We start from the raw sequence: 25,110 nt of genomic DNA, 5'->3' as shown, positions 1-25,110 counted from the left end.
GAAATCCGGCTGCGACAGGCGCAGCATATCGCCGCACGTGGCGCGGCCATAGGTGTCGCGCAATGAACACAGAATCACCCGATCGGGCATTGATCGGCACCGCGCATTGCAGGCTATAGTTGAAACTGCAAGCCCGGACAGATCTCCCGCAGCCGTCCTGGGAGGCGCGAGCAGCCACGTGTCGAGGGACCATATCGTGACAGTTGATGCGACACGCATCCGGGTCCTGATTGCGGACGATCACCCGATCATGCGCGATGGCATCGTTGCGGCCATCGAGAGTGCGCAGGACATGGAGGTGGTGGGGCAGGCCGCCGACGGGGCGGAAGCGATCGTGCGCTATCGCGAACTGCATCCGGACGTGGCGCTGATCGATCTGCAGATGCCGGGCGTGGATGGGCTCCAGGCCATTTCCACCTTGGGCGGCGAATTTCCGGATGCGCGCATCATCGTGTTGACCTCGTATCCCGGTGATGCGCGCGTGAAGCGTGCACTCACCTTCGGCGCAAACGCCTATCTGCTGAAGACGGCTACGCGCGACGAGATCCTGGCCGGCATCCGCACCGTGATGGCGGGTCGTCGCGTGATGGCCGCGGAAGTGGCCGGGGATATTGCCTCCCACGCCTGGGCGGAAATGCTCAGCGACCGTGAGCTCGCCGTGCTGCGTTTGGTGGCCACGGGGCATACCAACCGGCGCATCGCCGACATCCTGTGCGTATCCGAAGACACCGTGAAAGCGCGCCTGAAGAACATCATGATCAAGCTGGGCGCGCTCGACCGCACGCATGCGGTCACCCTGGCGCGCAATCGGGGTTTCTTCGACAACTGAAGTGGTGACACGCACGAAACAGTGCGTGCCTGCGATGGTCCGGGACGTACGCGCTTACCTGATTGGGTAGCCCACTTTTGCCGCGATTGGGGTATTCATCGACTGCCCGATGAGAACAATGGGTGTAGGGCGGAAGTCATCCGTTCGCCCGCGCCATGTCGAACGTCATCTCATCCCACGCCCCGCCGCACTGGAGTATCCCCCATGTCTCTCAACGCGACCCCCACGCCTGGCAAACAGTTGATCAATCCGACGGATCACGCCTTGATCCTGATCGACTTCCAGTCGCAGATGTCCTTTGCCACGCATTCCATCGACGCCATCGTGTTGCGCAACAACGCCGCCTTGATCTCGCATGCGGCGGCAAGCTTCAAGGTGCCGACCATCCTCACCACGGTGGCGGAGAAGAGCTTCTCAGGCCCGATGTTCAGCGAGATCACCGACGCATTCCCGGGCCAGGCTCTGCTGGACCGCACTTCCATGAATACCTGGGAAGACGCGGCCGTAGTCAAGCGCGTCAACGAGATCGGCAAGAAGCGCCTGGTGCTGGCGGGTTTGTGGACCTCCGTGTGCATCGTCGGTCCGACGCTGTCGGCGCTCGATCAGGGTTTCGAGATCTACGTGATCGCCGATGCCTGCGGCGACGTTTCGACCGAGGCACACAACCGTGCCATGGAGCGCATGATCCAGGCAGGCGCGCGGCCGATGACCTCGCTGCAATACCTGCTGGAACTCCAGCGCGACTGGGCGCGTGCCGAGACGTACGACAGCACCACCGGCATCGCCAAGCATTTCGGTGGTTCGTATGGCCTGGGCGTGATCTACGCCAAGACCATGTTCGGTGCACACGAAGGTTGATCGTCGTCGTTGTCCTGGAGCATGGCCATGAAAATCTATCTGATATCGCTTGCTGCCGGCATCCTGGTCGGCGTCATCTACGGCTTGCTGCAGGTTCGTTCGCCAGCGCCGCCCTTGGTGGCTCTGGTGGGTCTGTTGGGCATCCTGCTGGGTGAGCAGGCGCCGCCGCTGGTGAAGACCTTCATGCATCGCCAGGCGACGACAACCGCCTGGCTGCACAATCAGGTGAAGCCGCATATGTGCGGCGAGTTGCCAACCGCGGACAATGCCGGCAACAGGCCCGCCAAGAAGGAGCTGCAGTCATGACGGCCGTCGACAAGTCGCCTGACCTGATCCTTCACGGCGGTCGTTTCACCACGCTCGATTGGGGCCAACCCGAAGCCGAAGCCGTGGCGATCGCCGATGGCCGCTTCGTGGCCGTGGGGCGTGCTGCCGAGATCATGCCGCTGGCCGGCTCGCGCACGCGCGTGATCGATCTCAAAGGACAGCGCGTGCTGCCGGGCCTGATCGACAACCACCTGCACATCATTCGTGGCGGCCTCAACTACAACCTGGAGTTGCGCTGGGACGGCGTGCGTTCGCTGGCGGATGCGATGGCCATGCTCAAGCAGCAGGTGGCGATCACGCCGGCGCCGCAATGGGTGCGCGTGGTCGGCGGCTTCACCGAACACCAGTTCGCTGAGAAGCGGCTGCCGACCATCGACGAGCTCAATGCGGTGGCGCCGGATACGCCGGTATTCCTGCTGCATTTGTACGACCGGGCCATCTTGAATGGCGCGGCGCTGCGGGCCGTCGGCTATACCAAGGACACGCCCGAACCGCCTGGCGGGCAGATCGTACGCGATGGCGCGGGCAATCCCACCGGGTTGCTGCTGGCCAAGCCGAACGCGGCCATTCTCTATGCGACTTTGGCGAAGGGCCCCAAGTTGCCGTTCGACTACCAGCTCAATTCCACGCGGCACTTCATGCGCGAATTGAATCGCCTGGGCGTGACGGGCGCCATCGATGCGGGCGGTGGCTTCCAGAATTATCCCGAGGATTACGCTGTCATCGAAAAGCTGGCGTCGGAAAATCAGCTCACCATCCGCCTTGCTTACAACCTGTTCACCCAAAAGCCCAAACAGGAAAAGGACGATTTTCTCCGCTGGACGAGCACGTCAAAGTACAAACAGGGCGACGACTACTTTCGCCACAACGGCGCCGGTGAAATGCTGGTGTTCTCGGCCGCGGATTTCGAGGACTTCCGGCAGCCACGCCCCGACATGCCAGCCGAGATGGAGGGCGACCTGGAGGAAGTGGTTCGCGTGCTCGCCGAAAACCGCTGGCCGTGGCGCATGCATGCAACTTACGACGAAACCATCAGTCGCGCGCTGGATGTGTTCGAAAAGGTCAATCGCGATATTCCGCTGCAAGGGCTCAATTGGTTCTTCGATCATGCGGAGACCATTTCGGAACGCTCCATCGACCGCATCGCCGCACTCGGCGGTGGCGTTGCCGTGCAGCACCGCATGGCTTACCAGGGCGAGTATTTCGTCGAGCGCTACGGTCCGGGCGCCGCGCAGGCAACACCGCCGGTGAAACGCATGCTGGAGAAAGGGCTGCGCACTTCGGCGGGTACAGATGCCACGCGCGTGGCGTCTTATAACCCGTGGGTGTCGCTGGCGTGGCTGGTGACCGGCAGGACCGTCGGCGGCCTCGCGCTGTATCCGCGCAGCAATTGCCTGGATCGCGACACGGCTCTGCGCATGTGGACGCAGAACGTCACCTGGTTCTCCAACGAGGAGGGCAAGAAGGGTCAGATCAAAGTAGGGCAGCTGGCCGACCTGATCGTGCCGGATCGCGATTTCTTTGCCTGCCCCGAGGACGATATTGCCGATACGACCTCGCTGCTTACCATCGTGGGCGGCCGCGTGGTCTACGGCAGCGGCGACTACGCATCGCTCGAAGAGGGGGCGGTGCCGGCCGCCATGCCGGACTGGTCGCCGGTGCGCACTTATGGCGGCTATGGCGCATGGGCGCAGCAACGCCAGGCGCAGCCGGCGATGACGCAGGCCGCGTGTGGCTGCAACCACGGTTGCGGCGTGCATGGGCACGATCATGCCAACGCATGGTCCAGCCGCTTGCCGGTGTCTGATCTGAAATCCTTCTGGGGCGCGCTAGGTTGCGCGTGCTGGGCGGTGTAGCCATGCGGGCTTTTTTGACATCCACCCATTGGGCCGAGCGACTCGGTGCTCCGTGGGTACGCTGGCTGGCCTTGCTGGGGCTTTGCGCGGCCTACCTGCAGGGCGGTTTGCAGAAGCTCTGGGGCTTCGACGCCGCCGTAGCTGAAACGGCGCACTTTGGCATGACGCCCGCCGGGCCGATCACCGTCGCCGTGATCGTACTGGAGCTCGGTGCCTCGCTGGCCATACTTTCAGGTAAGGGGCGTTGGCTGGGCGCCTTGTTGCTGGCCGTCTTCACGCTGGCTGCAACCTTTATCGCCAATCGTTTCTGGTCCGTGCCCGAGGCGGAACGATTTGGCGTGACGAACGCTTTTTTTGAACACCTCGGATTGGTCGGCGGGTTCCTGCTCGTCGCGTGGTACGACCTGCGCGAACGTGCAACGCTGGCCGCGGCACACTCTCATCCCTGAACTCCCAAGGACTTTCCCCATGCGCATCGGTTCTAGATTGTTGGCTTTCGCCCTGGGTTTCAGCATGGTGGCTGCGGTATCGCCGCCGGTCGTCGCCAAGGAGGCGCCGGTCACGCCGATGGTGGCGGTGGGTTCGCAGTACGACACCACCCACGTCTATGTGGCACCGGCCGACGTTGACGCCTTCGTCGATAGTTTTCTCGCCACGTTTGGCGGCCAGAGCACCAAGCAAGGCATCGCCACCGTCACGCCCACGCCCAGCAGCACCAGCACGCAGTTGCTGCAGACGCCGGTGGGCACGGTGTCGTTGTTTGGTTTCCGCACGCCGGTTCCGCATCCGTTCGGCGCCGAACGCACCGGCTATCTGGTGACCGATCTCGATGTGGCGGTCAAAGCCGCACGCGCAGCCGGCGCCGACGTGATCGTGCAGATCTTTCCCGATCCCATCGGCCGCGACGCGGTGATCCAGTGGCCCGGTGGCGTCAACATGCAGTTGTACTGGCACACCACGCCGCCGAACTACGCGGCGTTTCAGACGGTGCCGGAAAATCGCGTGTATGTGTCGCCGGATCGCGTCGATGCCTTCGTCAAGAGCTTCGTGACGTTCTCGCACGGCAAGGTGGCGTCCGATGAGGCCAAGGCGCCTGGCGTGGAGATCGGTCGTACGGGCGACACGTTCCGTCGCGTGCGTATCGAATCCACCTTCGGCAAGATGACTGTATTCGTCACCGACGGCCATTTGCCCTATCCCTATGGGCACGAGATGACCGGTTACGAAGTGGGCAACCTGTCCGACACCTTGAGCAAGGCCAAGGCGCATGGCGCGAAGGTGCTGGTCGAGCCATTCACCAGTGAGGGTCGCGAGTCCGCGATGGTGGCATTCCCGGGTGGCTATGTGGCCGAGATCCACGCCGCCGGTCATTGAGGCCATGCCTCGAACAGGAAGCTTGCGCACGGGGGCCAGTGGGGCTCCCGTGCGCGTCTTGCTGGCAGGTGCGCTGTGCTGCACGGGCTACGCATCGACCAGTAGCGCACAGGAGGTGAGTGCGGACTCCACTCAGGCCACGCCCGTGCAGAGCGCCGCGGAGCGGCCCGCCTTGCGCAGCAACCGCTGGCAGGAAGACTGGTCCGTGTTGGCCGATCCCGCGTTGCGCACGCAATGGGGCGACGCGTTGAAGTACTGGTCGCTCAGTGCGGACGATCCCAAGACCTATCTCTCGTTCGGCGTGACGTTGCGTGAGCGGACGGAATGGTCGGACGCCGCGAGCTTCGGCATAGGCGGGAGTCCGAACAATACCTATCTGTTGCAGCGCTTCCAGCTGCACGCCGATCTGCACTTTGCCAGCTACTGGCAGGCCTTCGTGCAGTTTGAGGATGCGCGCACGGTGAACAAGCAGGTGATCGGTGGCGCCGATCGCAATCCCTGGGATTTGCGACTCGCCTTTGTCGCCTATGTCCGGACCTTTGCCGATGGCACCTTCAAGGCGCGCGTGGGCCGTCAGGATTTCGCGTTCGACCTGCAGCGCTTCGTCTCGTTGCGCGATGGACCGAACGTGCGCCAGTCGTTCGACGCCATCTGGGCGGACTGGGAAACGGGGCAGTGGCGTTTCATCGGTTTTCTGAGTCAGCCGGTGCAGTACAAGGACGAGCATCCGTTCGACGATACCTCCAACCGCCATTTCCGCTTCAACACTTTGCGCGTCGAGCGCCTGCTGTGGGGCAAGGACGAGTTGTCGGCATACTACGCGCTGTACAGCCGCGACAACGCACGTTACCTGGACGCCGTGGGCGAGGAGCGGCGCGATGTCTATGACGTGCGTTTCGCCGGGAACCAGTCGGGCGTCGACTGGGACCTGGAGGGCATGGCCCAGCGCGGTCACGTGGGTGCGAAGGACATCGATGCCTGGGGCACCGGCGCACGCGTGGGTTACACCTGGTCGATCCCCTGGTCGCCCCGACTCGGGCTGCAGGTCGATGCCGCCTCAGGCGATCGCCATCCCGGCGACGGCACACTGGGCACCTTCAATCCGCTGTTTCCCAATGGCTATTACTTCACCCTGGCCGGCTTCACGGGTTACACCAACCTGGTGCACGTGAAGCCCAGCGTGACCATCAAGCCGGCCAGCCGCTTCACGCTGATGGCGGCACTGGGTTTCCAGTGGCGGCAAACCACGGCCGATGCGATCTACGTGCAGCCCAATATTCCCTTGCCCGGCACGGCAGGACGGGGCGGCAGCTGGACGGGCGTGTATGGTCAGGTGCGCGCTGACTATGTCTTCAACGCCAACTTCACTGGCGCAGTGGAAGCTGTCCACTACGACGTGGGGCGGGCGATACGCATGGCCGGCGGACGCGACGGCGACTATGTCGGCGTCGAAGGAAAATTCATGTGGTGATGCGTTCAATGATCGAGCCTGATTCCGCCGGAGCGCAGTGGCATGGCTGAAAAATCCTGGTTGCCGACCATCCTCAGCGTGATGGCAGGCTATGTCGACACGGCAGGCTTTCTTGCGCTCCATGGCTTGTTCACCGCGCATGTGACGGGCAACTTCGTCACCATCGGCGCGGCGCTGGTCAATGGCACCTCCGGCATCGTGGCCAAGTTGCTCGCGCTGCCGGTGTTCTGCCTGTTCGTGATCGGGGCGCGGCTGTTGCGTTATCGCCTGATGGCCGTCGGGCAACCGGTGGTGCGTTCGTTGCTGGCGATCAATCTGGCTTTGTTCATCGTGGCCATGGTGCTGGCGATTCATTACGGGCCCTTTCCGCAAGGCGACACCTGGTCGGCCACATTGACCGGCATGACCCTGGTAGGCGCCATGGCTGTGCAGAACGCCTTGCATCGCGTGCACCTGGCCAGCTCGCCGCCATCGACGCTGATGACCGGCACCACCACGCAGATCATGCTGGATGTGGCCGACCGCATCTGCGGCGTGCCCGAGGATCAGAGGGCCGCCATCAACGACCGGCTGAGCCGCATGAGCTTCGCCGTGCTGGCTTTCGCCATCGGCTGCGCGGCCGGCGCGCTGCTGTATGCCTTCGGCAGCATGTGGTGTTTTGCCGTGCCGCCGCTGCTGGCGCTCGCTGCGCTGATGCGCCACGCCGACGCCACGCCGGCAGCGACATCGAAATGACATTTACCGGTCCATACTCTAAGGGATGCCTTGAACTACGCCGTACGCATAGATCAGGGCCTCCCTAGAGCCAACAGCGGAGTAATCTCAATGAGCAAGACTAGCAAGGCCAAGGGCGACACCGCGGCCGCCAAGACCCGTCAGAAGGCAGCGCTCAACACGCCTTCGGCACTGGGCGACAAGGCGACGCGCGACATCTCCGGCGAACTCAATGCACTGCTGGCCGACGTCCTGGCCCTGTACTTGAAGACCAAGAACTTCCACTGGCATATGTCCGGGCCGTATTTCCGCGACTACCACCTGCTGCTGGACGAACAGTCCGACCAGATCTACGCCACCGTGGACCCCATCGCAGAGCGCGTGCGCAAGCTGGGTGGCACCACCTTGAGGTCGCTGGGGCATGCCAAGCGCCTTGCCCGTCTGTCCGACAACGATGCGGACTTCGTGACGCCCGATGACATGCTGGCCGAGCTGCGCGAGGACAACCAGCGTCTCGCCGGCTATATGCGCGCCACCCATGAGCTGTGCGACGAGTACAAGGACGTGGCTACGGCCAGCCTGCTGGAGAACTGGATCGACGAGGCCGAGCGCCGCGTGTGGTTCCTGTTCGAAACCAGTCGGCACGCCTGACCGGTCAGGGGCCCGTGGCTGGCGAGGCATCGCTGGTCACGGGCATCGCATGGGCAGGTGGCGCTGATCTTGCGGTTCGGCGCCAGTAGGGTTGCCGATGCGTTTGCGTCGCCTGTGCTGCGGAGGAGTCCCATGCCACGCCGAGAGAAAAGTCCCACCGATCAAGCGGGCGACCCTCGTCGCCATCGATCCGATAGCGATGCCAGGCGCCTTGCGCGCAGCGAAGCCGAATCGCATAGCCAGGCGCTGCAGGACGAGGCGCTGGAGGAGACGTTTCCGGCCAGCGATCCCGTATCGCCGTTTATCCCGGCCCGCCCGCACAAACACCACGGATGAGGATCACGCCTGCGTGCTGTCGCAACCGGCGTAGCTATCGAAGCAAGCCTGTACTCAACGCATGCACCGAATCCTGCGTCCCCAGATCATAGGCTTCGCGCACCGTCGTTTTCGGCGTGCAGTCCCAGGTTGAGACGGGAATGCGTTGACTGGGCTGCCAATAATGGCGCCCCTGCCAGCTGAACATCGGCGGCAGTTTCGGATAGTGACGGGTGAGCATCACCAGTGTGTTCGATCGCTCCACTTCCGATTGAAGCGGAATCGGGGCGTTATCCGTGTAACCGCCATCGATCGCCATCCCGCCCCCGACCGCGCGCGCGGACATGATGGGTGGCGCGGAGGCGGCTGCGATAAGCAGAGCCTGGGCTGTGTCGATGTCGGAGCAATCGTTGAGCACCATGAAGTCCTGGCGTAGCCCCAATACCCTGGGCAGACGAGGGTGAATGCTGTTCCACAGGTATTTGTCGACCAGATAAGCCAATGTTCCCGCTGCCACGGATCCCCTTGTGCCCAGGAATCGCGCCGGCCGAGTAAGGGCGACGACCAGGCGTGAGGACGACTGACGCAACGTGTCGAATGTCGCTTCGTTCAAGAACGCATCGACCCACGCGGGATACACGTGCTGGTGCGCAAATTTCAGCTTGAGCCTGGGCAGGGCGGACCAGTCGAAAATCCTGGGATTGTCAGCATAGAGCTTCAGGCACGTCTGCAGTGCCGTGTCGGCGCCTTGCGCGAGGAACGAGGCGGCTACCGCAGCGCCGGCACTGGTGCCGACCAGTTGCGCAGGCAAACGCATGCCGCGCTCCATCAAATGCCGCAACGCGCCTGACTGCCACCAGCATCGATTGCCGCCGCCGGCGAGGACCAGTGTGCCCATCCTGCTGAAGTCGACTTCACGAATTTCGTCCACTTTGCCGAGCATACGTCCCCCTTCCCAGGTCAGGTCTTGTTCCATGTGCGCATGGCGTAGCCTTCCATGGGGGCGAACAGCCCGGCCGCAATGCTGCCATGGCGCGCTGAGCTGAGCCGGGCGGATATGGCAGCTCCCGGCGTGGTCAGGAAAACCCGCGCCAGCGCACCACCATGCCCACACTCTTGGTCACGGCGCTGGACAACAGGCGCAGATCCAGCGGCATGTCGGTCCGGCGCACATCCAGCAGCAACGCCACCCGCGTGTGCTCGCTGCGGTTCCACACCTCGTGCGGATACGTGTCGTCCCACAACAAGTGCTCGCCATTGCCCAGGCGATGCTCATCCCCGGCCAGCCACAGCACGGCGCTGGGGCGGCCGTCGACGCCCAGCGGCGCCTCCAGGTTCAGCTGGTAACGCAGGATGCCCCGGAAGGGCCCGGTATGCCGCGGAATGTGCTTGTGCGGCGCCAGGAAGGACAGGGTCGCCGACAACACATCGGGGCACCTGGTCAGCAGCTGGGTCAGCAACGGGCAGTGCGCCTGGTTGGACGGGATGTCCTGTCCGTAAACCTTGAGCAGGAACATGCGCCAGTCACGACCGTCGTTCGCCGAGATGTCCGCCTGCGTGGGCATGATCTCGTGGAAGCGTGGAATGGGCTGGGCGCTCTCAAGTATCGCCATCGCTTCGCCACGGATGACTTCCCATGCATCGCGAAAACGATGTCCATCGGGAAAGTAGGTATCGATATCCAGCACAGGCGGCGTGCTGATGCGAGCGTCATAGAGACGGCGGATGGCCCGCGATGACAGCTCATAGAGCGAATCCATCTTCGGCTTTTCCTTCTTCTTCTGCGCGGTGGGCTCACTCGCCCCGGCATCGCCTGGCCGCGTCCTCGGGCAGCCCGCGATTGCACGGTAGCGACAGGAATCTCCTTGTCACGTGAACGCACGAGGCGCCCTCGCGTCGACAGCCGCAAGCAGCGGCTGCAGATGAAATAGACCTCCTTTCTTGCTGTTTTTTCGTAGGATTTTTCTTGCATTTGTCGTGACGTCACGTAAAATGCGCGCAAAAAGGAGGAGGTGCCATGGTTGACCCCCGAGATCCGGGCACGCTTGCGTTGCCCTTGGCGTTCAAGCGGCCGCGTGGCCGTCCGCGCAAGCCCAATGCGCTGACGGCGGCGGAGCGCGCGCGTCGTTATCGAGCGAGAAAGAAAACCTTGTCGATGCACGCGGTATCGCTCGTGGTGCATCACGAGGTAATGCGTGAGCGTGACCTGGCTTTGTCACAGGTCCGTCAGCTGCGCGCCGAGCTGGAGCATTTGCTGCAACAGCTGCGCGAATAACAGCGCGTCCGTTTCGCGCTGATCAGCACGCCGCGTCCATCGCAGGACGCGGTGTGCTTGCGCGTTTACGCTTTGAGCGCCGCCTTCAGGGCATCGGCCTGCTGCTTGAACCAGGGGCCATTGGTTTCCAGCACGTCGGCGGCCACCTTGTTTGCCTCGTCGTCGCGATGCAGTGCCTTGAGCGCTTTCACACGTTGCAGGGCCACGGCGAGGCGGTTGGCGCCGTACGCCTTGTCGGCGGCCTGTGCCAGATATGGCAATGCCTCGGCCGGCTTGCCGGTTTCCACCAGGTTGCGGCCATAGCGGTAGGCGTAGACGTAGTCGTCGGGGTAGGCGGCGATCAGCTTGTGCTGGTAGTCGTCCAGTTCGGCGCTGCGCTTGGCGCGCAACAGGTAGATGCGCAGGTTGTCGGCCAGGTTGCGGTCGCTGGCGAGGTTGTTGCCGAGGCGCTGGCGTGTCTGGGTGATGGCGCGATCGAGAATGGCTGCTGCTGCGTCATGCTCGCCGAGCGCTTCATCGAGCTGCGCACTGGTGAGCACGGCGCTGCGCTGGTCTGCACACACCGGCCTGGCAATGAGCACCTGCGTGTTGACGTACTGATCGAGCGGCTTGCGTTGCGCGGCGAGCAGTGACTTGCGTTCGGCGGCAGGACGTTTGTCGGTGGCGTCGAGCAGGTTCTCAAGCACGTAGGGACGCTGGCAGCCGATATCCTGCGCGAGCACCTTCTGTGCGTTGGCTATGACGGCAGCGTTGTCGTCGGCGGCCCGGGCCTTGGCAAGCGCAAGCTGATCGAGCGCCAGGCCAACGCGTGGGTTGGTGCGTGCATTCTGTTGCTGGCTTGCAGGCAGGCTGGCGAACCAGTTCAAGCCGTCACTGCCTTCGGCGCGTGCCTGATAGGCCTCCAGCACATTGGCGACATCGCCCGGCGCGCCCTCGGTGGCTTTTTGCCTGAGCCCCTCCAGCGTGTTGCCGGTGGCGAGGATGGCGTTGATCTTCGGATAGAACGACGCGCGCGGCTGCTCCGCCGAAATGCGCCCCAGCTCGTTGCCATGTTCATCGAGCACTACGTAGCTGGGCAGGAAGGACGCATGGAGTTTCTTCATCCATGTCTGTCCGTCCGGCGAGTCCGCATCGGCTTCGACCACGATGGCCTTGCGCTGGACGGCATCCCATTCGGGTCCATTCAACACATGGCTCGCCATGTAGTAGCAGGAGTAGCACCACACCGCCTGGAAATCGACCAGCACCGGACGATGCTGTTCGGCGGACGCCTTAAGTGCTTCGTCGATGGTCAGTGGCGTCCTGGCTTCCGCTGCGTGCAGGCCTGCAATCGGCAGGGAGGCCAGAAGTGCGGCGGCAAGCAGCGAGATCTTCGAGCGACGGAGAGCGTTGAACATGGCGGCGTGTCTCTGGTTCGCGGATGAGAGGTGAGGGTGGTAGGAGGCGGTCTCGCTGACCGCATTCCTCCTGACGCAGGCCCGTGTCGAAGCCTGGCGCAGCGCCGCCACGCTGCCTTCTGGCACCATTGGAGAAGGGTGTGGGCGTATGAAAACCCGAGCTTTGAGCGATTGAAAGACTCCGACAGATGAGCATTTCTCATGTCGGCATCACGCAGGGTTATAAGCCGCGCCATGACTGGGCTGCGGGAACCGTCACCGCAAACGGACGGCCAAAAAAAAGCCCGGCCCCGTGCGCCGGGAGGGGGATCGGCAGCACGGGACCGGGCGTTGGAACTGCTTCGTCAGGCGGCGACGGTTTCTTTTTCGGCCACTTCCACCGGCAGGCGGATCAGGTAGTCGAAGGCGCTCAGCGAGGCCTTGGAGCCTTCGCCCATGGCGATCACGATCTGCTTGTACGGCACCGTGGTGACGTCGCCGGCGGCGAACACGCCGGGTACTGAGGTCTCGCCGCGGGCGTCCACTTCGATTTCGTTGCGCGGTGACAACTGGATCGTGCCCTTCAGCCAGTCGGTATTGGGCAGCAGGCCGATCTGTACGAACACGCCTTCCAATGCCACCGAGTGAGACTGCCCACTGGTGCGGTCGGTGTAGTTGAGGCCGGTCACTTTCTGGCCATCGCCGACTACTTCGGTGGTCTGCGCGCTGACGATGATGTCGACGTTGGGGAGGCTGCGCAGTTTGCGCTGCAGGACTTCATCCGCACGCAGCTTGCTGTCGAATTCGAGCAGGGTGACGTGACCGACGATGCCGGCCAGGTCGATCGCTGCTTCCACGCCCGAGTTGCCACCGCCGATCACCGCCACGCGCTTGCCCTTGAACAACGGGCCATCGCAATGCGGGCAATAGGTGACGCCCTTGTTGCGGTAATCCTGCTCGCCCGGCACGTTCATATTGCGCCAGCGGGCGCCGGTGGAGAGGATCACCGTCTTGGCCTTGAGCAGGGCGCCGTTGGCGAGCCGCACCTGATGCAGGCCGCCTTCGGTGGTGGACGGGATCAGCTGCTCGGCGCGCTGCAGGTTCATCACGTCCACATCGTATTCGTGCACGTGCTGCTCAAGCGACGCGGCCAGCTTCGGGCCTTCGGTATACGGCACGGAGATAAAGTTCTCGATCGCCATGGTGTCCAGCACCTGGCCGCCGAAACGCTCGGCGGCGACGCCGGTGCGGATGCCCTTGCGGGCGGCATAGATGGCTGCAGCGGCGCCGGCCGGACCGCCGCCGACCACGAGCACGTCGAACGGCGACTTGTTGCTCAGGCGTTCGGCGGTGCGTGCATGGGCATTCGTATCCAGACGCGCGGCGATCTGCTCGATCTCCATGCGGCCGGTGTCGAAGAATTCACCATTGAGGTAGACGGTGGGGACGGCCATCACCTGGCGCTCGTTCACTTCGTCCTGGAACAGCGCGCCGTCAATCGCCACATGCGAGATGTTGGGATTGAGCACGCTCATCAGGTTCAGCGCCTGCACGGTGTCCGGGCAGCTGTGGCAGGAGAGCGACATGAAGGTTTCGAAGCGGTACTGACCGTCGAGGTTGCGCACCTGTTCGATGACTTCCTGTGATGCCTTGGACGGATGCCCGCCGACCTGCAGCAGGGCGAGCACCAGCGAGGTGAACTCATGGCCCATCGGGATGCCGGCGAAGCGTACGCCCACGTCGGTGCCGGTGCGGTTGATCGCGAACGACGGCTTGCGCGCATCGTTGCCGTCCAGGCGCAGCGTGATCTTGGTCGACAGCGGGGCGATGTCTTCCAGCAGCGCCTTGAGCTCCTGCGAGGACTCGCCCTGGTCGAGCGATGCGACCAGCTCGATCGGATGAACGAGGTTCTCGAGGTAGGCCTGCAGCTGGGACTTCAGATCGGCATCCAACATGGTGACTCCATCCTTTATTCGGGGTGAGCGCCGCTAGCACCGCGGTCGTTGCCGGGCGTTGCGTGCGTCTTGGAACTTGGGAAAAAGGACCCGGCGGGGTACCGGGTCCAAGGCGGCCCGATGCAGCGGGCCGCAAGATAGGACGTTGTTGTACTTAGATCTTGCCAACCAGGCTCAGCGACGGCTTCAGCGTCTTGTCGCCTTCCTGCCACTTGGCCGGGCACACTTCACCCGGGTGGGCGGCGACGTACTGCGCGGCCTTGACCTTGCGCAGCAGCTCGGAGGCCGAGCGGCCGATGCCGTTGTCGTGGATTTCGCACAGCTTGATCTGGCCTTCCGGGTTGATCAGGAAGGTGCCGCGCAGAGCGAGGCCTTCTTCTTCGATCATCACGTCGAAGTTGCGGGTGATCGCGCCTGTCGGATCGCCGATCATGGTGTACTGCACCTTCTTGATCGCGTCGGACGTGTCGTGCCAAGCCTTGTGGGCGAAGTGGGTATCGGTCGAAACGGCGTAGATGTCGACGCCCAGCTTCTGGAACTGATCATTGTGATCGGCCAGATCTTCCAGCTCCGTCGGGCAGACGAAGGTGAAGTCGGCGGGATAGAACACCACCACGGACCACTTGCCCTTCAGCGTGGCATCGGTCACTTCAACAAACTGGCCATTCTTATAGGCCTGTGCCTTGAACGGCTTGATTTCGGTATTGATCAACGACATCGGTTGTTTTCCGTTGGTTGTGGTGGGATGAGTGGCAAGGTTACGGGGTTTGACTTCATAGGTCTAATTGATTGTTGGCATCAGGCTCATTGAGCTTGACTATGAGACTGCGGCCTGGGTGCTCATTCTTGCCATGCTTGGAGCCTGCAAACCGGCCTGAAGTGGTGGCATGCGCGGCCGTTGCAAGGGCCGCGCGGCGATTCATTGCTCATGGCGCGAAGCGCGACTCAAATCGCGCTACGGAGGGTGCACGGCAAGCCTCCGATGCGAGCGCGTGAACAGGCGTTTGCGTTCGCGTAAAACCACGCGGCCGGTAACAGGCGTGTTGTGATTGTCGTGTGATTATTCATCGATACGTGCCGATGTTTTTCATGAATCGCGCGACTATGAAAAAGCATCACTAAGCAGGATTGACTTCCACCGCCAGAAACTTGTAACAAGACACTGACGGTCCAGCGATTCGACAGCCAGATCCGTCTCGCGTGTCGAATCGTCTGGTCGCGTGCATGCATCTATTCACTTGGCAACGGTGGCTGTGATGGTGGCATTGGCGACGGAGTATGTGATCGAAGTTCATCACTGGAACGACAGCCTTTTCAGTTTCCGCACGACGCGAGACCCGGGTTTTCGATTCGATAGCGGTCACTTCGTGATGCTTGGCCTGGAAGTGGAGGGCAAGCCGCTGCTGCGGGCGTATTCCATCGCCAGCGCCAACTACGAGGAACACCTGGAATTCGTCAGCATCAAGGTGTCCGATGGGCCACTCACCTCGCGGCTGCAACACCTCAAGCCGGGCGATCCCATCATGGTCAGCCGCAAGCCCACCGGCACGCTGGTGCTGAACGATCTGAAGCCGGGCAAGCATTTGTACCTGCTAGGCACGGGCACGGGCCTGGCGCCGTTCCTCAGCATCGTGCGCGATCCGGAAACCTATGAGCGCTTCGACCGCGTCGTGCTGGCGCATGGCGTGCGCCGCATCAGCGACCTGGTGTTCGCCCAGTATCTGGAGCAGGAGCTGCCGTCGCACACGTATCTGGGCGATCTGGTCCGCGAAAAGCTGGTGTATTACCCCAGCGTCACGCGTGAACCATTTCGCCATCGCGGGCGTCTCACCGATGCGATCGTGGATGAACGCATGAGCGATTTTGCCGGCCTGCCGCCGCTGAATCCGGTCACCGACCGGGTGATGCTGTGCGGCAGTCAGGCGATGCTGGATGACACCAGCGCGTTGTTGGATGGTCGCGGTTTCCAGGCTTCGCCGCGCACGCGTGAGCCAGGCGATTACGTGATCGAGCGTGCCTTCGTCGAAAGGTGAATGCAGGCGGGCAGGAGGCAAGATGGCGAAGTTGGCGATCCGGCGCGTGGCGTTCGTGATCGCGGCATCGCTCCGTGGGTTGTTGATGCGGTGTTGTTGTCGGAAGTAGCCACGGCAGGCATAAGTACTGAAACGTCCAGATAGAGACTCCGGCAGCCCCGAGGAGAGTCCGTCGTGTACGATTTGCTACGCACTATCGATTCACCGGCGCAATTGCGCGAGCTGGACATGCCGGCGCTGCACCGCCTGGCTGGCGAGTTGCGTGCTTTCATCCTGGAAAGCGTGTCGCGCACCGGCGGACATCTGTCGTCCAACCTTGGCAGCGTGGAGCTCACCATTGCGCTGCACTATGTGTTCGATACGCCGGGCGATCGCCTGGTGTGGGACGTCGGGCACCAGTCCTATCCGCACAAGATTCTGACCGGCCGCCGCGAGGCCATGGGCGGCATCCGGCAATGGGGCGGGATCTCCGGTTTTCCGCGGCGCACCGAGTCGCCGTACGACACGTTCGGCACGGCGCACTCCAGTACCTCCATCTCCGCTGCGCTGGGCATGGCGCATGCGGCGCGCATCCGGGGCGAGCAGCGCCACAGCATTGCGGTGATTGGCGATGGCGCGCTCAGCGCGGGCATGGCGTTTGAGGCGATGAACAATGCAGGCGTGTCGGAGGACTCGCCCCTGCTGGTCGTGCTCAACGACAACGACATGTCGATCTCGCCACCGGTCGGCGCCTTGCGCTATTGCTTCGGCCGGCTGATTTCCAGCCGCTTCTATCAACAGGCGCGCCAGGGCGTGCATTACGCGTTGCGGCCGATTCCACCGATCAGCCATCTGGCGTCGCGACTTGAGTCGCAGATGAAGGGCATGGTGGTGCCGGCGCCGTTGTTCGAGGAGTTCGGCTTCAACTACACCGGCCCCATCGACGGCCACGATCTGGACGTGCTGATACCTGCGCTGCAGAACCTCAAAAAGCTGCGTGGTCCCCAGTTCCTGCACGTGATCACGCAGAAGGGCCATGGCTACAAGCTGGCCGAGGCCGATCCTATCCAGTACCACGGTCCGGGCAAGTTCGATCCCAAGGTAGGCCTGGTGTCGGCCGCCAAGGCTGCGCGCAAGAGCTATACGCAGGTGTTCTCCGAGTGGCTGTGCGACGAGGCAGCGCTGGATCCGCGCATCGTCGGCATCACGCCGGCCATGCGCGAAGGCTCGGGGTTGGTGGAGTTCGAGAAGCGCTTTCCCGATCGCTATTTCGATGTGGCCATCGCCGAGCAGCACGCGGTGACGTTTGCCGCAGGCCTCGCCACCGAAGGCCTGCGGCCGGTGGTTGCGATTTATTCCACGTTCTTGCAGCGCGGCTACGACCAGTTGATCCACGACGTGGCGCTGCAGAACCTGCCCGTGACGTTTGCCATCGACCGTGCGGGCATCGTCGGCGCCGATGGCGCCACGCATATGGGTGCGTTCGATCTGGCGTATCTGCGTTGCATTCCGAACATGGTGGTGATGGCCGCCTCCGATGAAAACGAATGCCGCCAGATGCTGCATACGGCGGTAAACCACGATGGACCGGCGGCGGTCCGTTATCCGCGCGGTACCGGTCCGGGTGTGGCGATCGAAACCGAGATGACGGTGCTGCCGATCGGCAAGGGCGAAGTGCGTCGCCACACGACACTCGCGGCAGGCTCTCGCGTGGCGATCCTGGCGTTTGGTTCGATGCTTCCACCCAGCCTCGCCGCCGCCGAAGCGCTGGACGCGACGGTCGCCAATATGCGTTTCGTCAAGCCGCTGGACGAGGCTCTGATACGCCAGCTGGCGCAATCGCACGATGCGCTGGTGACGGTGGAAGAGGGCTGCGTGCAGGGCGGCGCCGGTTCGGCCTGCCTGGAGTTCCTGTCCGATGCCGGCATCAGTGTGCCCATGCTGCGCCTGGGCCTGCCCGATGAATTCATCGAGCACGGCGACCCGGCGGGCCTGCTCAATCACTACGGGCTGGATGCGGAAGGCATCCGTGCGTCCATCCAGCGTTTTGCCGACAAGGTGTTGTCGGTCAAGCCCAGTTGCAGTGTGGCCAGAGAGGCGCGTTCGTGATGATGGTGAATGCGCCCAGCCAGCGGTCGCGCGGGAGATCCAGTGATGAGTAGGCAGCGCCTGGCCATCCTCGGTTCCACCGGCTCTATCGGTACCAGTACGCTGGACGTGGCGGCGCGCCACCCGGATCGCTTCCGTGTGTTCGCGCTGACCGCTCACCAGCGCATCGATCGCCTGTTCGAGCAATGCGTGGCGTTTCTTCCCGAGGTGGCCGTGGTCGGTGATGCCGACGGCGCCGCGGAACTCGAACAGAAACTGCGAGCCGCACGTCTCTCCACCACGGTGGCGTACGGACCGCAGGCGTTGATCGATGTTGCCAGCGCGTCCGCCTGCGACACCGTGGTGGCGGCCATCGTGGGTGGGGCCGGCCTGGCCTCATCGCTGGCGGCAGCGCGCGCAGGGAAAAAGATCCTGCTGGCCAACAAGGAAGCGCTGGTGATGTCCGGCGCGCTGTTCATGCGCACCGTCGCGCAGCACGGTGCCACGCTGTTGCCGCTGGACAGCGAACACAACGCGATCTTCCAGTGCCTGAGCACCAACATGTGCGCGGGTGGCGGCGCGGAACGCATCATCCTCACCGCGTCGGGCGGTCCATTCCTGCAGCGCGAACTGGACACACTCGACGACGTCACCCCCGACCAGGCGTGCAAGCATCCCAACTGGGTGATGGGGCGCAAGATCTCGGTCGATTCGGCCACCATGATGAACAAGGGGCTGGAAGTCATCGAGGCGCGCTGGCTGTTCGATATGCCACCCGAGCGCATCGAGGTGCTGATCCATCCGCAGAGCGTGATTCATTCGATGGTGGCGTATGCGGACCAGTCGGTGCTGGCGCAGCTGGGCAATCCGGATATGCGCACGCCGATTGCCCATGCCATGGCCTATCCCGAGCGCATCGATTCGGGCGTGGCCGCGCTGGATCTCACGCGCATGGCCAACTTGAGTTTTCAGGTGCCCGATCTGGAGCGATTCCCGTGTCTTCGACTTGGCCTGCAGGTGCTGCGTGACGGTTGCACTGCCAGCGTCACGCTCAATGCCGCCAACGAGATCGCTGTCGATGCGTTCCTGCATGGGCAGATCCGCTTTACCGATATTGCTTGCGTGATCGAGCGGGCGCTGCAGCAACTGCCGGCGCTCGCGCCTTTCGCGTCGTTGGAAGACATCCTCGCCGGCGACGAGCTTGCCCGCGCCACCGCGCGACAGTTCGTGGCGCAGCTGCCGGCGGCGTCCGCGGTCGTGGCGATTCATTGATGTGATGTGGAGTCGTACCCGTGAGTGAAGCTGTTCAACTTTGGCCTGCCACACCTCATGCGCCCACGGGCGTGGAACCGTTGGAAGGGTGGATGCCGCGAATCGTGCAACGCACCGAGCAGGCGCTGGAGCGATATCTGCCTGCGTCCGATGTCGAGCCTGCAACGCTGCACGAGGCCATGCGTTATGCCACGCTGGGCGGCGGCAAGCGGTTGCGCGCACTGTTGTGTCATGCCGCGGGTGAGTTGGTGGACGCCGAACCGGCAACGCTCGATGGCGCCGCAAGCGCGATCGAGATGATTCACGCCTACTCGCTGGTGCACGACGACCTGCCGGCGATGGACAACGACTTGCTGCGCCGCGGCCTGCCCACCGTGCATGTGCGCTACGGCGAGGCGATGGCCGTACTCGTGGGCGATGGTCTGCAGGCGCAGGCGTTCGCTGTGATCGGCGAGCTTCCGGCGACGGCCGCTCAGAAAGTCGCGCTGCTGAAGGAGCTGGCGAGCGCGAGCAGTTCGCAGGGCATGGTCGGCGGACAGGCGATCGACCTGGCCAGCGTCGGCCAGGTATTGGCGCGCGAGCAACTGGAGCGGATGCATCGACTCAAGACCGGCGCCTTGCTGCGTGCGTCGATCTTCATGGGCGCGCACGCCGGGCCATCACCGATGTCGCCGGACCTGCACGCCGCGCTGGACCAGTATCAGTGCGCGGTGGGTCTCGCCTTTCAGGTGGTCGACGACATACTCGATGTGACCACCGATGCGGCGACGCTGGGCAAGACGCCTGGCAAAGATGCGCAGGACCATAAACCCACCTATGTATCGCTGCTCGGCCTCGAAGCCTCGCGGGCACTGGCTGAGGAGCTGGGTGAGCGTGCGCGTGTCGCCTTGCTGCCGCTTGGTGAGCGCGCGGCGCACCTGCTGGGCCTTGCCGACACCATCGTGCACCGCATCCGTTGACGGCGAGCGAGGCGATCAGGCCTCGCTGTACCACAGCAGGATCACGCCGATCAGCAGGAAACACACCGGCCAGACATAGCCGGCGATTCGCCCACCGCGTCCAGGCAGGCGTATTTCAAGCCAGCGTGCCCAGCCGGCGGTGACGCCGGCGAGCGCAAGCGGCGTGTGGGTCAATTCGATCAGCAGCTGGTCCTTCACGTTGGAAATCTGATGGCTGTGGGTCAGCAGCATCGCGCCGCCCACCGCGACCAGCAGCGGAAAGACCAGGGCGGCGCGCCCGCTCTTCCAACGCCCCGTGCGCACGGCCCATTCGAACGTGCCGAACAGCACGATAAGCACGACGAAGAAGCGGTGCTGTGCCACTTCCACGTCGCGCCACGCGGCCCACCAGCCGGTTTGCCCCAGTGGCCACACTTCCGGGTCCGAACGCACCAGCAGAAAGCCGGCCATGGCCAGGAACAGCAGCGGCCAGTGGCGCGCCCAGCGCACGCCGGCGCTGCCGAGCAGGGCCAGCAAACCGATCAGGCACACAAAGATGCCGGCCCAGTGATGGTTGTATTCCGACCACGCGATGTCCTGGGCATTGCGTGGCGGCAGGATGCCCGAGCCAGGGATCGTGGCGGCCTCCGCCTCGTGGTTGTCGCGTCGTGCGTCGTGGTCGAGTTGCGCCTGCCGTTGCGAGATGGCGAGCATGTCGTGATCGGGCGAGTCCAGTCGCGGCCACGCCGGTGCGTTGCGCTCGGCAATCTCGTGCAGGCTCACGCGATCGGTCGTGAGGTCGACGGCGGGCGGCACCGAGGTCAGCGATGCCGCCGCGAAGAAGATGGTGAAGCCGATACCAATTTCCACCTCGGCAAAGCGACGCAGCCGGATCACCGATGCATCGTGTCGTTTGCGCAGGCGCTCGTTCACCAGAAGATTGCCCAGCCCCAAACCCAGCAAACCGATGAACATGGCGATCTTGGCGCCCACCATCACGCCGTAGGCCGTGCCGTAAAAGCCCTGCATATCGCCCACGTAGTACACCCACATGGTGATGCCGGATACGAGGATGCAGGCGACGCCCAGCATGGCCATGCGCGAGAAGCCGGTGCCGATCCGTCGCAATCCTTCCGCGTCGTCCAGCCGCCGCAGCACGAGCACAAAGCTAGGAATCGCGCCAATCCAGATCGCCGCGCCGAACTGATGCAGGCCTTCCGCCACCAGCAATAGCGCGCTGTCTTGCAGGCGCGCATAGGCATGCGTGGTCATGGTCGCGGCACCAAGCTCGATCAGGCCAACCAGCATAAGCAGCCATCGCCCATACGCCTGCGTCAGCGTGGATGGCCTGAGGTTCAGCGCGATGACCAGCGCGCAAAGCATCTTGATGCTGGCCGCCACCGCGAACGATGCCTGCATGACATTGCCCAAGGGCAGTTCGACGGTGGACATCAGCACGGACACCTGCAGTGCTGTCGTCGCCAATTCACACAGCAGCAGCGCCCACGCGCTCCAGCGCGCCAGGCGAGCGACACGTTGTTCGAGCTGTTCGCCTTGCGCGAGTTGCGATGCCAGCGGATGCAGCAGAAAAACCAGGAACAGCAAACCACCAAGCATCATGGACTGGGCGACAACCACCAACCCATGCAGGATGATGCTCAGGTAGCCGAAGATATCGACGAGGAGAGCCACGGGATGTCCGTTGGTCAGCGCTGGTGCGCGGGTTCAGTGCGAAAGGCGGGCTGCCTCAGGGCGTTGCCGTCACGGAAAACGGCAGGTCGCCGCGCGTGATGTGGCCGTCCAGTGCCAGTGCCTGCCAGCGCACCACATACGCGCCAGCTTTCACCTCGGCCGCCGCTGCCAGTTCATTGGGCTTGCTGTCGTTGGCGATGATGGTGAGCGGCGTTTCGCTCTTGTCCGGTGCGATCAAGACCAGTCGCGAGCGCATCTGGTCGATCTTGCTGTTGTAGCTCAGCGTGAGCGCCACATGCCCTGCGGGCACATTGCCGTGCGCCTTGGGCGTACTGTCCACCAGGATGGCGTGGGCGCTTGCATTGACGCTCAACAGCAGGGCAAGTCCAGCGATGAGAAAACGACGGCTAGGCAACATGCATCGACTCCGGCGATGGGAAAACCAAGGTCATGGTTGGCTGAGGGGCTGCTTGCACTGCCCGACGGAGTAGAGCATCGCGGGCAGGAAGGCGAAGGTGGACAGCAACACCGCAAGCAGGCTCAGCAGCAGCACCGTACCCATGCTGGCCGTGCCCGGATGGCGGGCGATGGCGAGGCTGCCGAAGGCTGTGCCCGTGGTGAGCGCGGAGAACAGGATGGCACGTGCGGTGGGCGAGCCCAGGAACAGCTGCATGCCCTGGCGCCAGTTCATCACGAAGTACACGTTGAACGACACGCCCACGCCCAGCAGCAGCGGCAGCGCAATGATGTTGGCGAAGTTGATGGAGATGCCGCACAGCCGCGCCAGCAGCGCGGTGAGCAGGGCCGACATCAGCAGGGTGGCCAGCACCATGCCGGCGTCGCGCGCGCGGTGCAGCACCAGGATCAGCACGATGGCGATGGCCAGCGTGGCGTAAATCGCGGCTTCGCGGAATGCGATCAGAATGGTGTCGGCGGCCTTGATCGTGTCCACGGCGGAACCCGCCGCGTCCGGCGCGACCTGCTGCACCGCCTGCACAAAGCGACGCAGACCCAGGGTGCTCTGCGCCTTCGCGGTGGGCGTCACCTGCACGCGCACACGTCCGTCCGGGGCGAACCAGTCGCGCTTGAGTTCATCCGGCAGGCTCTGCATGGTGATGGGCGTGGCCGATAGCGAGTCGGCCAGCTGGTTGAGTGTGTAAGGCAGAAACTCGGTCAGCGCCTGATTGGCCGTTGCCATTTGCTGATCGCTGCCCTTGGCCAGGGCGGCGAGTGCCTTGCCGATGCGTCGCAGCGGCGAATTCGCCGGCAGTTTGTCGGCCACGCTGGCGATGCCTTCGCTGGTGTCCTTGGCCGACTGGCGCATCTCGTCGTAACTGGGCAGCGCGGTCTTCTCGCCGGGATTGAGCACGGCGTACATCAGGTCGGAGGCTTGCTGCAGCTGATCGAGCTTGTCCTGCTGGCCGGTTGGCACGAAGTCGACGCCGGACACCACTTGCGCCACCTCCGGCAACTTGCCCAGTCGCTCGCTCAGTGTCTTGGCAGCTGGCAGGTCCTTCACCAGGATGTCCATGGTGAAGGGGTTGGTGTTGGGATCTTCCATTAACGAGGTGAGCGTGCGCATCGCCTCGCTGCGCGCACTCTTGGTGTGCAGCGGATTGGCGTCGAACGGTATGGTGATGGCACACCAGGCGCCGATGGCGCCGAGCACGCCGAACGTCACCAGCACCGCCTTGCGGTTGCGTTGCAGCCAGCCATCGGCAGCGACGCCGCCGGGCAGCGCCACTTCCGCATGGGGCGAGCCCTTCGACAACAGGCGCAGCAGGGCGGGCAGCACCGTGAGCGTGCATAGCAGCGCCAGCAGCATGCCTACGCCGGCGATGATGCCGAGCTCGGCGACGCCGGTGAAATCGGTGGGCGCAAAGGCCAGAAAGCCGCAGGCCGTGGCGAGCGCCGCAAGACCCACCTGGCTGACCACGCGGTGAGCGGTTTCATGCAGCGAGTCGTCGAAGGTTCGATCGCTGTACTGGCGGGCATGCAGGCGCACGCCAAACTGGATGCCGAAATCCACGGCCAGGCCGACAAACAGCACCGCAAATGCCACTGACACCAGATTGAGGCGCCCCACCGCAAACGCGGCAAAGCCCAGCGTATAGATCAAGCCGACGATCAAGGTGATGATGACCGGCACGATCAAGCGCCAGGTGCCCAGCGCCAACACCAGCCAGAACACCAGCAACAGGCTGCTGCCGATGGCGATGGGGCCGGCGCGATCCGTCAGCGATGCAAACTCCTCGTCGGCCAAGGGCACCGAACCGGTGTAGTTGATGCGCACGCGCCCGGATTTCACTTCGGGCAACTCGTCGGCCAGGCGCAGCATGGCCTGCGTCGCTGCGTCGCCGGGTTCCAGTGCGGTGTGATCGAGCACCGGATGGATCAGGATGAACTCCTGCCCACCGCTGCTGCTCACCAGGTCCGGCGTCAACAGCGCCTGCCATGAGAGGGGTGCGTGCTTGCCGGCCAGCGCATCCTCCATGGTCTGCGCCACGTTGCCGAGCGCGGCGTCATAGGAAGAGAGATCGTTGGCGAGGCCCCGGCGCACACCTTCCACCATCAGGTCGATGCCGTTGAACAGGCCGCGCGCCGAGGTGTCCTTGGCCAGCGGTCCCAGCAGCGGCTGCGCCTGCAGCATGCTGTCCAGCGTGCTTTCCAGCTCGTCCTGCGGCAGCAGCAGGAGCCCTTCGCGATTGAAGAACGGGCTGATGCCCGGCGTCGAGGAGGAGTGGAAGTGTTGCTTGTCCGCCTGCAGCTTGGCATTGAGTGCTTGAGCCGCAATGCGTGCTTCTTCCGGCGTGGGTGCGCGCACCACCGCGGTGAGAGTGTCGCTGAATTGCGGGAACTGGCGTGCAAAGGCGCGGCTTTGCTGGCGCCACGCCAGCTTCTCCGAAAACAGATGATCCGCATCGGTATCGATGCTCAGATAGCGGGATGCGCCCCACAGGCTTAGTACGACCAATAGCGCCGACAACAGCAACACGATGAAGTGATGTCGACCGCTGCGGTCGACCATCCAGACCAGGCCTTTGTGGATCGCTCTGAACACGCCGTCGGACCTCCAGGCTTTGATGCCGCCGGCCGCACGTCGAGGC

The 25,110-nt window shown here is 63.7% G+C and carries 23 protein-coding genes; 15 read left to right on the top strand and 8 right to left on the bottom strand.

The genetic code is table 11. The features are described from left to right. The first annotated feature begins 196 nt into the window (after positions 1 to 196). From AC1DE1_RS05390 to AC1DE1_RS05345, 10 genes are all read left to right on the top strand, one after another. Positions 197 to 829, top strand: a complete 633-nt coding sequence (locus tag AC1DE1_RS05390; RefSeq protein WP_477175615.1) for a response regulator transcription factor — start codon at positions 197 to 199, stop codon at positions 827 to 829. Between the two features lie 204 nt (positions 830 to 1,033). After that, positions 1,034 to 1,687, top strand: coding sequence for a hydrolase (locus tag AC1DE1_RS05385; RefSeq protein ID WP_477175614.1), 654 nt, complete (start codon positions 1,034 to 1,036; stop codon positions 1,685 to 1,687). A gap of 27 nt (positions 1,688 to 1,714) precedes the next feature. Further along, positions 1,715 to 1,993, top strand: coding sequence for a DUF1427 family protein (locus AC1DE1_RS05380; protein ID WP_477175613.1), 279 nt, complete (start codon positions 1,715 to 1,717; stop codon positions 1,991 to 1,993). Beyond that, positions 1,990 to 3,870: an amidohydrolase gene (locus AC1DE1_RS05375; protein ID WP_477175612.1), complete on the top strand. Its 1,881-nt coding sequence runs from the start codon at positions 1,990 to 1,992 to the stop codon at positions 3,868 to 3,870. The genes AC1DE1_RS05380 and AC1DE1_RS05375 overlap by 4 nt, the downstream gene beginning before the upstream one ends. Continuing rightward, positions 3,855 to 4,319: a DoxX family protein gene (locus AC1DE1_RS05370; protein WP_477175658.1), complete on the top strand. Its 465-nt coding sequence runs from the start codon at positions 3,855 to 3,857 to the stop codon at positions 4,317 to 4,319. Before AC1DE1_RS05375 ends, AC1DE1_RS05370 begins: the two co-directional genes overlap by 16 nt. Positions 4,320 to 4,338: 19 nt before the next feature. Next, positions 4,339 to 5,244 (top strand): glyoxalase, encoded by a 906-nt coding sequence (locus AC1DE1_RS05365; RefSeq protein ID WP_477175611.1) that lies wholly within the window; start codon positions 4,339 to 4,341, stop codon positions 5,242 to 5,244. A 49-nt stretch (positions 5,245 to 5,293) separates the two neighbouring features. Continuing rightward, the gene (locus AC1DE1_RS05360; protein WP_477178938.1) at positions 5,294 to 6,715 is read left to right on the top strand and encodes an alginate export family protein; all 1,422 of its coding nucleotides are present in this window, start codon (positions 5,294 to 5,296) and stop codon (positions 6,713 to 6,715) included. A gap of 42 nt (positions 6,716 to 6,757) precedes the next feature. Then, entirely contained in the window at positions 6,758 to 7,450 is a 693-nt protein-coding gene (locus AC1DE1_RS05355) for a YoaK family protein (RefSeq protein ID WP_441602287.1), read from the top strand. A 90-nt stretch (positions 7,451 to 7,540) separates the two neighbouring features. Further along, positions 7,541 to 8,080 (top strand): Dps family protein, encoded by a 540-nt coding sequence (locus AC1DE1_RS05350; RefSeq protein WP_441602286.1) that lies wholly within the window; start codon positions 7,541 to 7,543, stop codon positions 8,078 to 8,080. 132 nt (positions 8,081 to 8,212) lie between these two features. Next, entirely contained in the window at positions 8,213 to 8,416 is a 204-nt protein-coding gene (locus AC1DE1_RS05345) for a hypothetical protein (RefSeq protein WP_477175609.1), read from the top strand. Positions 8,417 to 8,450: 34 nt separating this feature from the next. Here AC1DE1_RS05345 and AC1DE1_RS05340 read toward each other — a convergent pair whose 3' ends face one another. Both AC1DE1_RS05340 and AC1DE1_RS05335 read right to left on the bottom strand, forming a co-directional pair. Next, on the bottom strand, positions 8,451 to 9,371 hold the full coding sequence (locus AC1DE1_RS05340) for a patatin-like phospholipase family protein (protein WP_477175608.1): 921 nt from the start codon (positions 9,369 to 9,371) through the stop codon (positions 8,451 to 8,453). 100 nt (positions 9,372 to 9,471) lie between these two features. Continuing rightward, positions 9,472 to 10,155 (bottom strand): aspartyl/asparaginyl beta-hydroxylase domain-containing protein, encoded by a 684-nt coding sequence (locus AC1DE1_RS05335; protein ID WP_441602282.1) that lies wholly within the window; start codon positions 10,153 to 10,155, stop codon positions 9,472 to 9,474. 257 nt (positions 10,156 to 10,412) lie between these two features. On the opposite strand from AC1DE1_RS05335, the gene AC1DE1_RS05330 reads away from it, so the two are divergent. Next, complete coding sequence (locus AC1DE1_RS05330; RefSeq protein ID WP_477175607.1) at positions 10,413 to 10,670, top strand: hypothetical protein; 258 nt, start codon at positions 10,413 to 10,415, stop codon at positions 10,668 to 10,670. A 65-nt stretch (positions 10,671 to 10,735) separates the two neighbouring features. Here the strand turns inward: AC1DE1_RS05330 and AC1DE1_RS05325 are convergent, their stop codons facing one another. The 3 genes from AC1DE1_RS05325 to ahpC all read right to left on the bottom strand — a co-directional run bounded on the left by AC1DE1_RS05325 (position 10,736) and on the right by ahpC (position 14,719). Continuing rightward, on the bottom strand, positions 10,736 to 12,067 hold the full coding sequence (locus tag AC1DE1_RS05325; protein WP_477175606.1) for a thioredoxin family protein: 1,332 nt from the start codon (positions 12,065 to 12,067) through the stop codon (positions 10,736 to 10,738). A 344-nt stretch (positions 12,068 to 12,411) separates the two neighbouring features. Next, entirely contained in the window at positions 12,412 to 14,001 is a 1,590-nt protein-coding gene (ahpF, locus tag AC1DE1_RS05320) for an alkyl hydroperoxide reductase subunit F (RefSeq protein ID WP_477175605.1), read from the bottom strand. Positions 14,002 to 14,155: 154 nt separating this feature from the next. Then, complete coding sequence (ahpC, locus tag AC1DE1_RS05315) at positions 14,156 to 14,719, bottom strand: alkyl hydroperoxide reductase subunit C (protein ID WP_441602279.1); 564 nt, start codon at positions 14,717 to 14,719, stop codon at positions 14,156 to 14,158. Positions 14,720 to 15,254: 535 nt separating this feature from the next. Here ahpC and AC1DE1_RS05310 point away from each other — a divergent pair. From AC1DE1_RS05310 to AC1DE1_RS05295, 4 genes are all read left to right on the top strand, one after another. Further along, entirely contained in the window at positions 15,255 to 16,034 is a 780-nt protein-coding gene (locus AC1DE1_RS05310) for a ferredoxin--NADP reductase (protein ID WP_441602447.1), read from the top strand. A 174-nt stretch (positions 16,035 to 16,208) separates the two neighbouring features. Next, positions 16,209 to 18,122: a 1-deoxy-D-xylulose-5-phosphate synthase gene (dxs, locus tag AC1DE1_RS05305; protein WP_477175604.1), complete on the top strand. Its 1,914-nt coding sequence runs from the start codon at positions 16,209 to 16,211 to the stop codon at positions 18,120 to 18,122. 45 nt (positions 18,123 to 18,167) lie between these two features. Further along, positions 18,168 to 19,373 (top strand): 1-deoxy-D-xylulose-5-phosphate reductoisomerase, encoded by a 1,206-nt coding sequence (gene ispC, locus AC1DE1_RS05300; protein ID WP_477175603.1) that lies wholly within the window; start codon positions 18,168 to 18,170, stop codon positions 19,371 to 19,373. 92 nt (positions 19,374 to 19,465) lie between these two features. After that, positions 19,466 to 20,332: a polyprenyl synthetase family protein gene (locus tag AC1DE1_RS05295; protein ID WP_477175602.1), complete on the top strand. Its 867-nt coding sequence runs from the start codon at positions 19,466 to 19,468 to the stop codon at positions 20,330 to 20,332. 15 nt (positions 20,333 to 20,347) lie between these two features. Here AC1DE1_RS05295 and AC1DE1_RS05290 read toward each other — a convergent pair whose 3' ends face one another. Genes AC1DE1_RS05290 through AC1DE1_RS05280 form a run of 3 tightly spaced genes read right to left on the bottom strand, consistent with a single transcriptional unit; the run spans position 20,348 to position 25,064 of the window. After that, positions 20,348 to 22,003: a copper resistance D family protein gene (locus AC1DE1_RS05290; protein WP_477175601.1), complete on the bottom strand. Its 1,656-nt coding sequence runs from the start codon at positions 22,001 to 22,003 to the stop codon at positions 20,348 to 20,350. A 55-nt stretch (positions 22,004 to 22,058) separates the two neighbouring features. After that, positions 22,059 to 22,421, bottom strand: coding sequence for a copper resistance CopC family protein (locus tag AC1DE1_RS05285; RefSeq protein ID WP_441602274.1), 363 nt, complete (start codon positions 22,419 to 22,421; stop codon positions 22,059 to 22,061). 30 nt (positions 22,422 to 22,451) lie between these two features. Beyond that, the gene (locus AC1DE1_RS05280; protein ID WP_441602273.1) at positions 22,452 to 25,064 is read right to left on the bottom strand and encodes an MMPL family transporter; all 2,613 of its coding nucleotides are present in this window, start codon (positions 25,062 to 25,064) and stop codon (positions 22,452 to 22,454) included. Positions 25,065 to 25,110: the final 46 nt, after the last annotated feature.

Source organism: Dyella sp. 05T440 (genome assembly GCF_056395965.1).
This window is presented reverse-complemented; position numbering and strand designations above follow the sequence as displayed.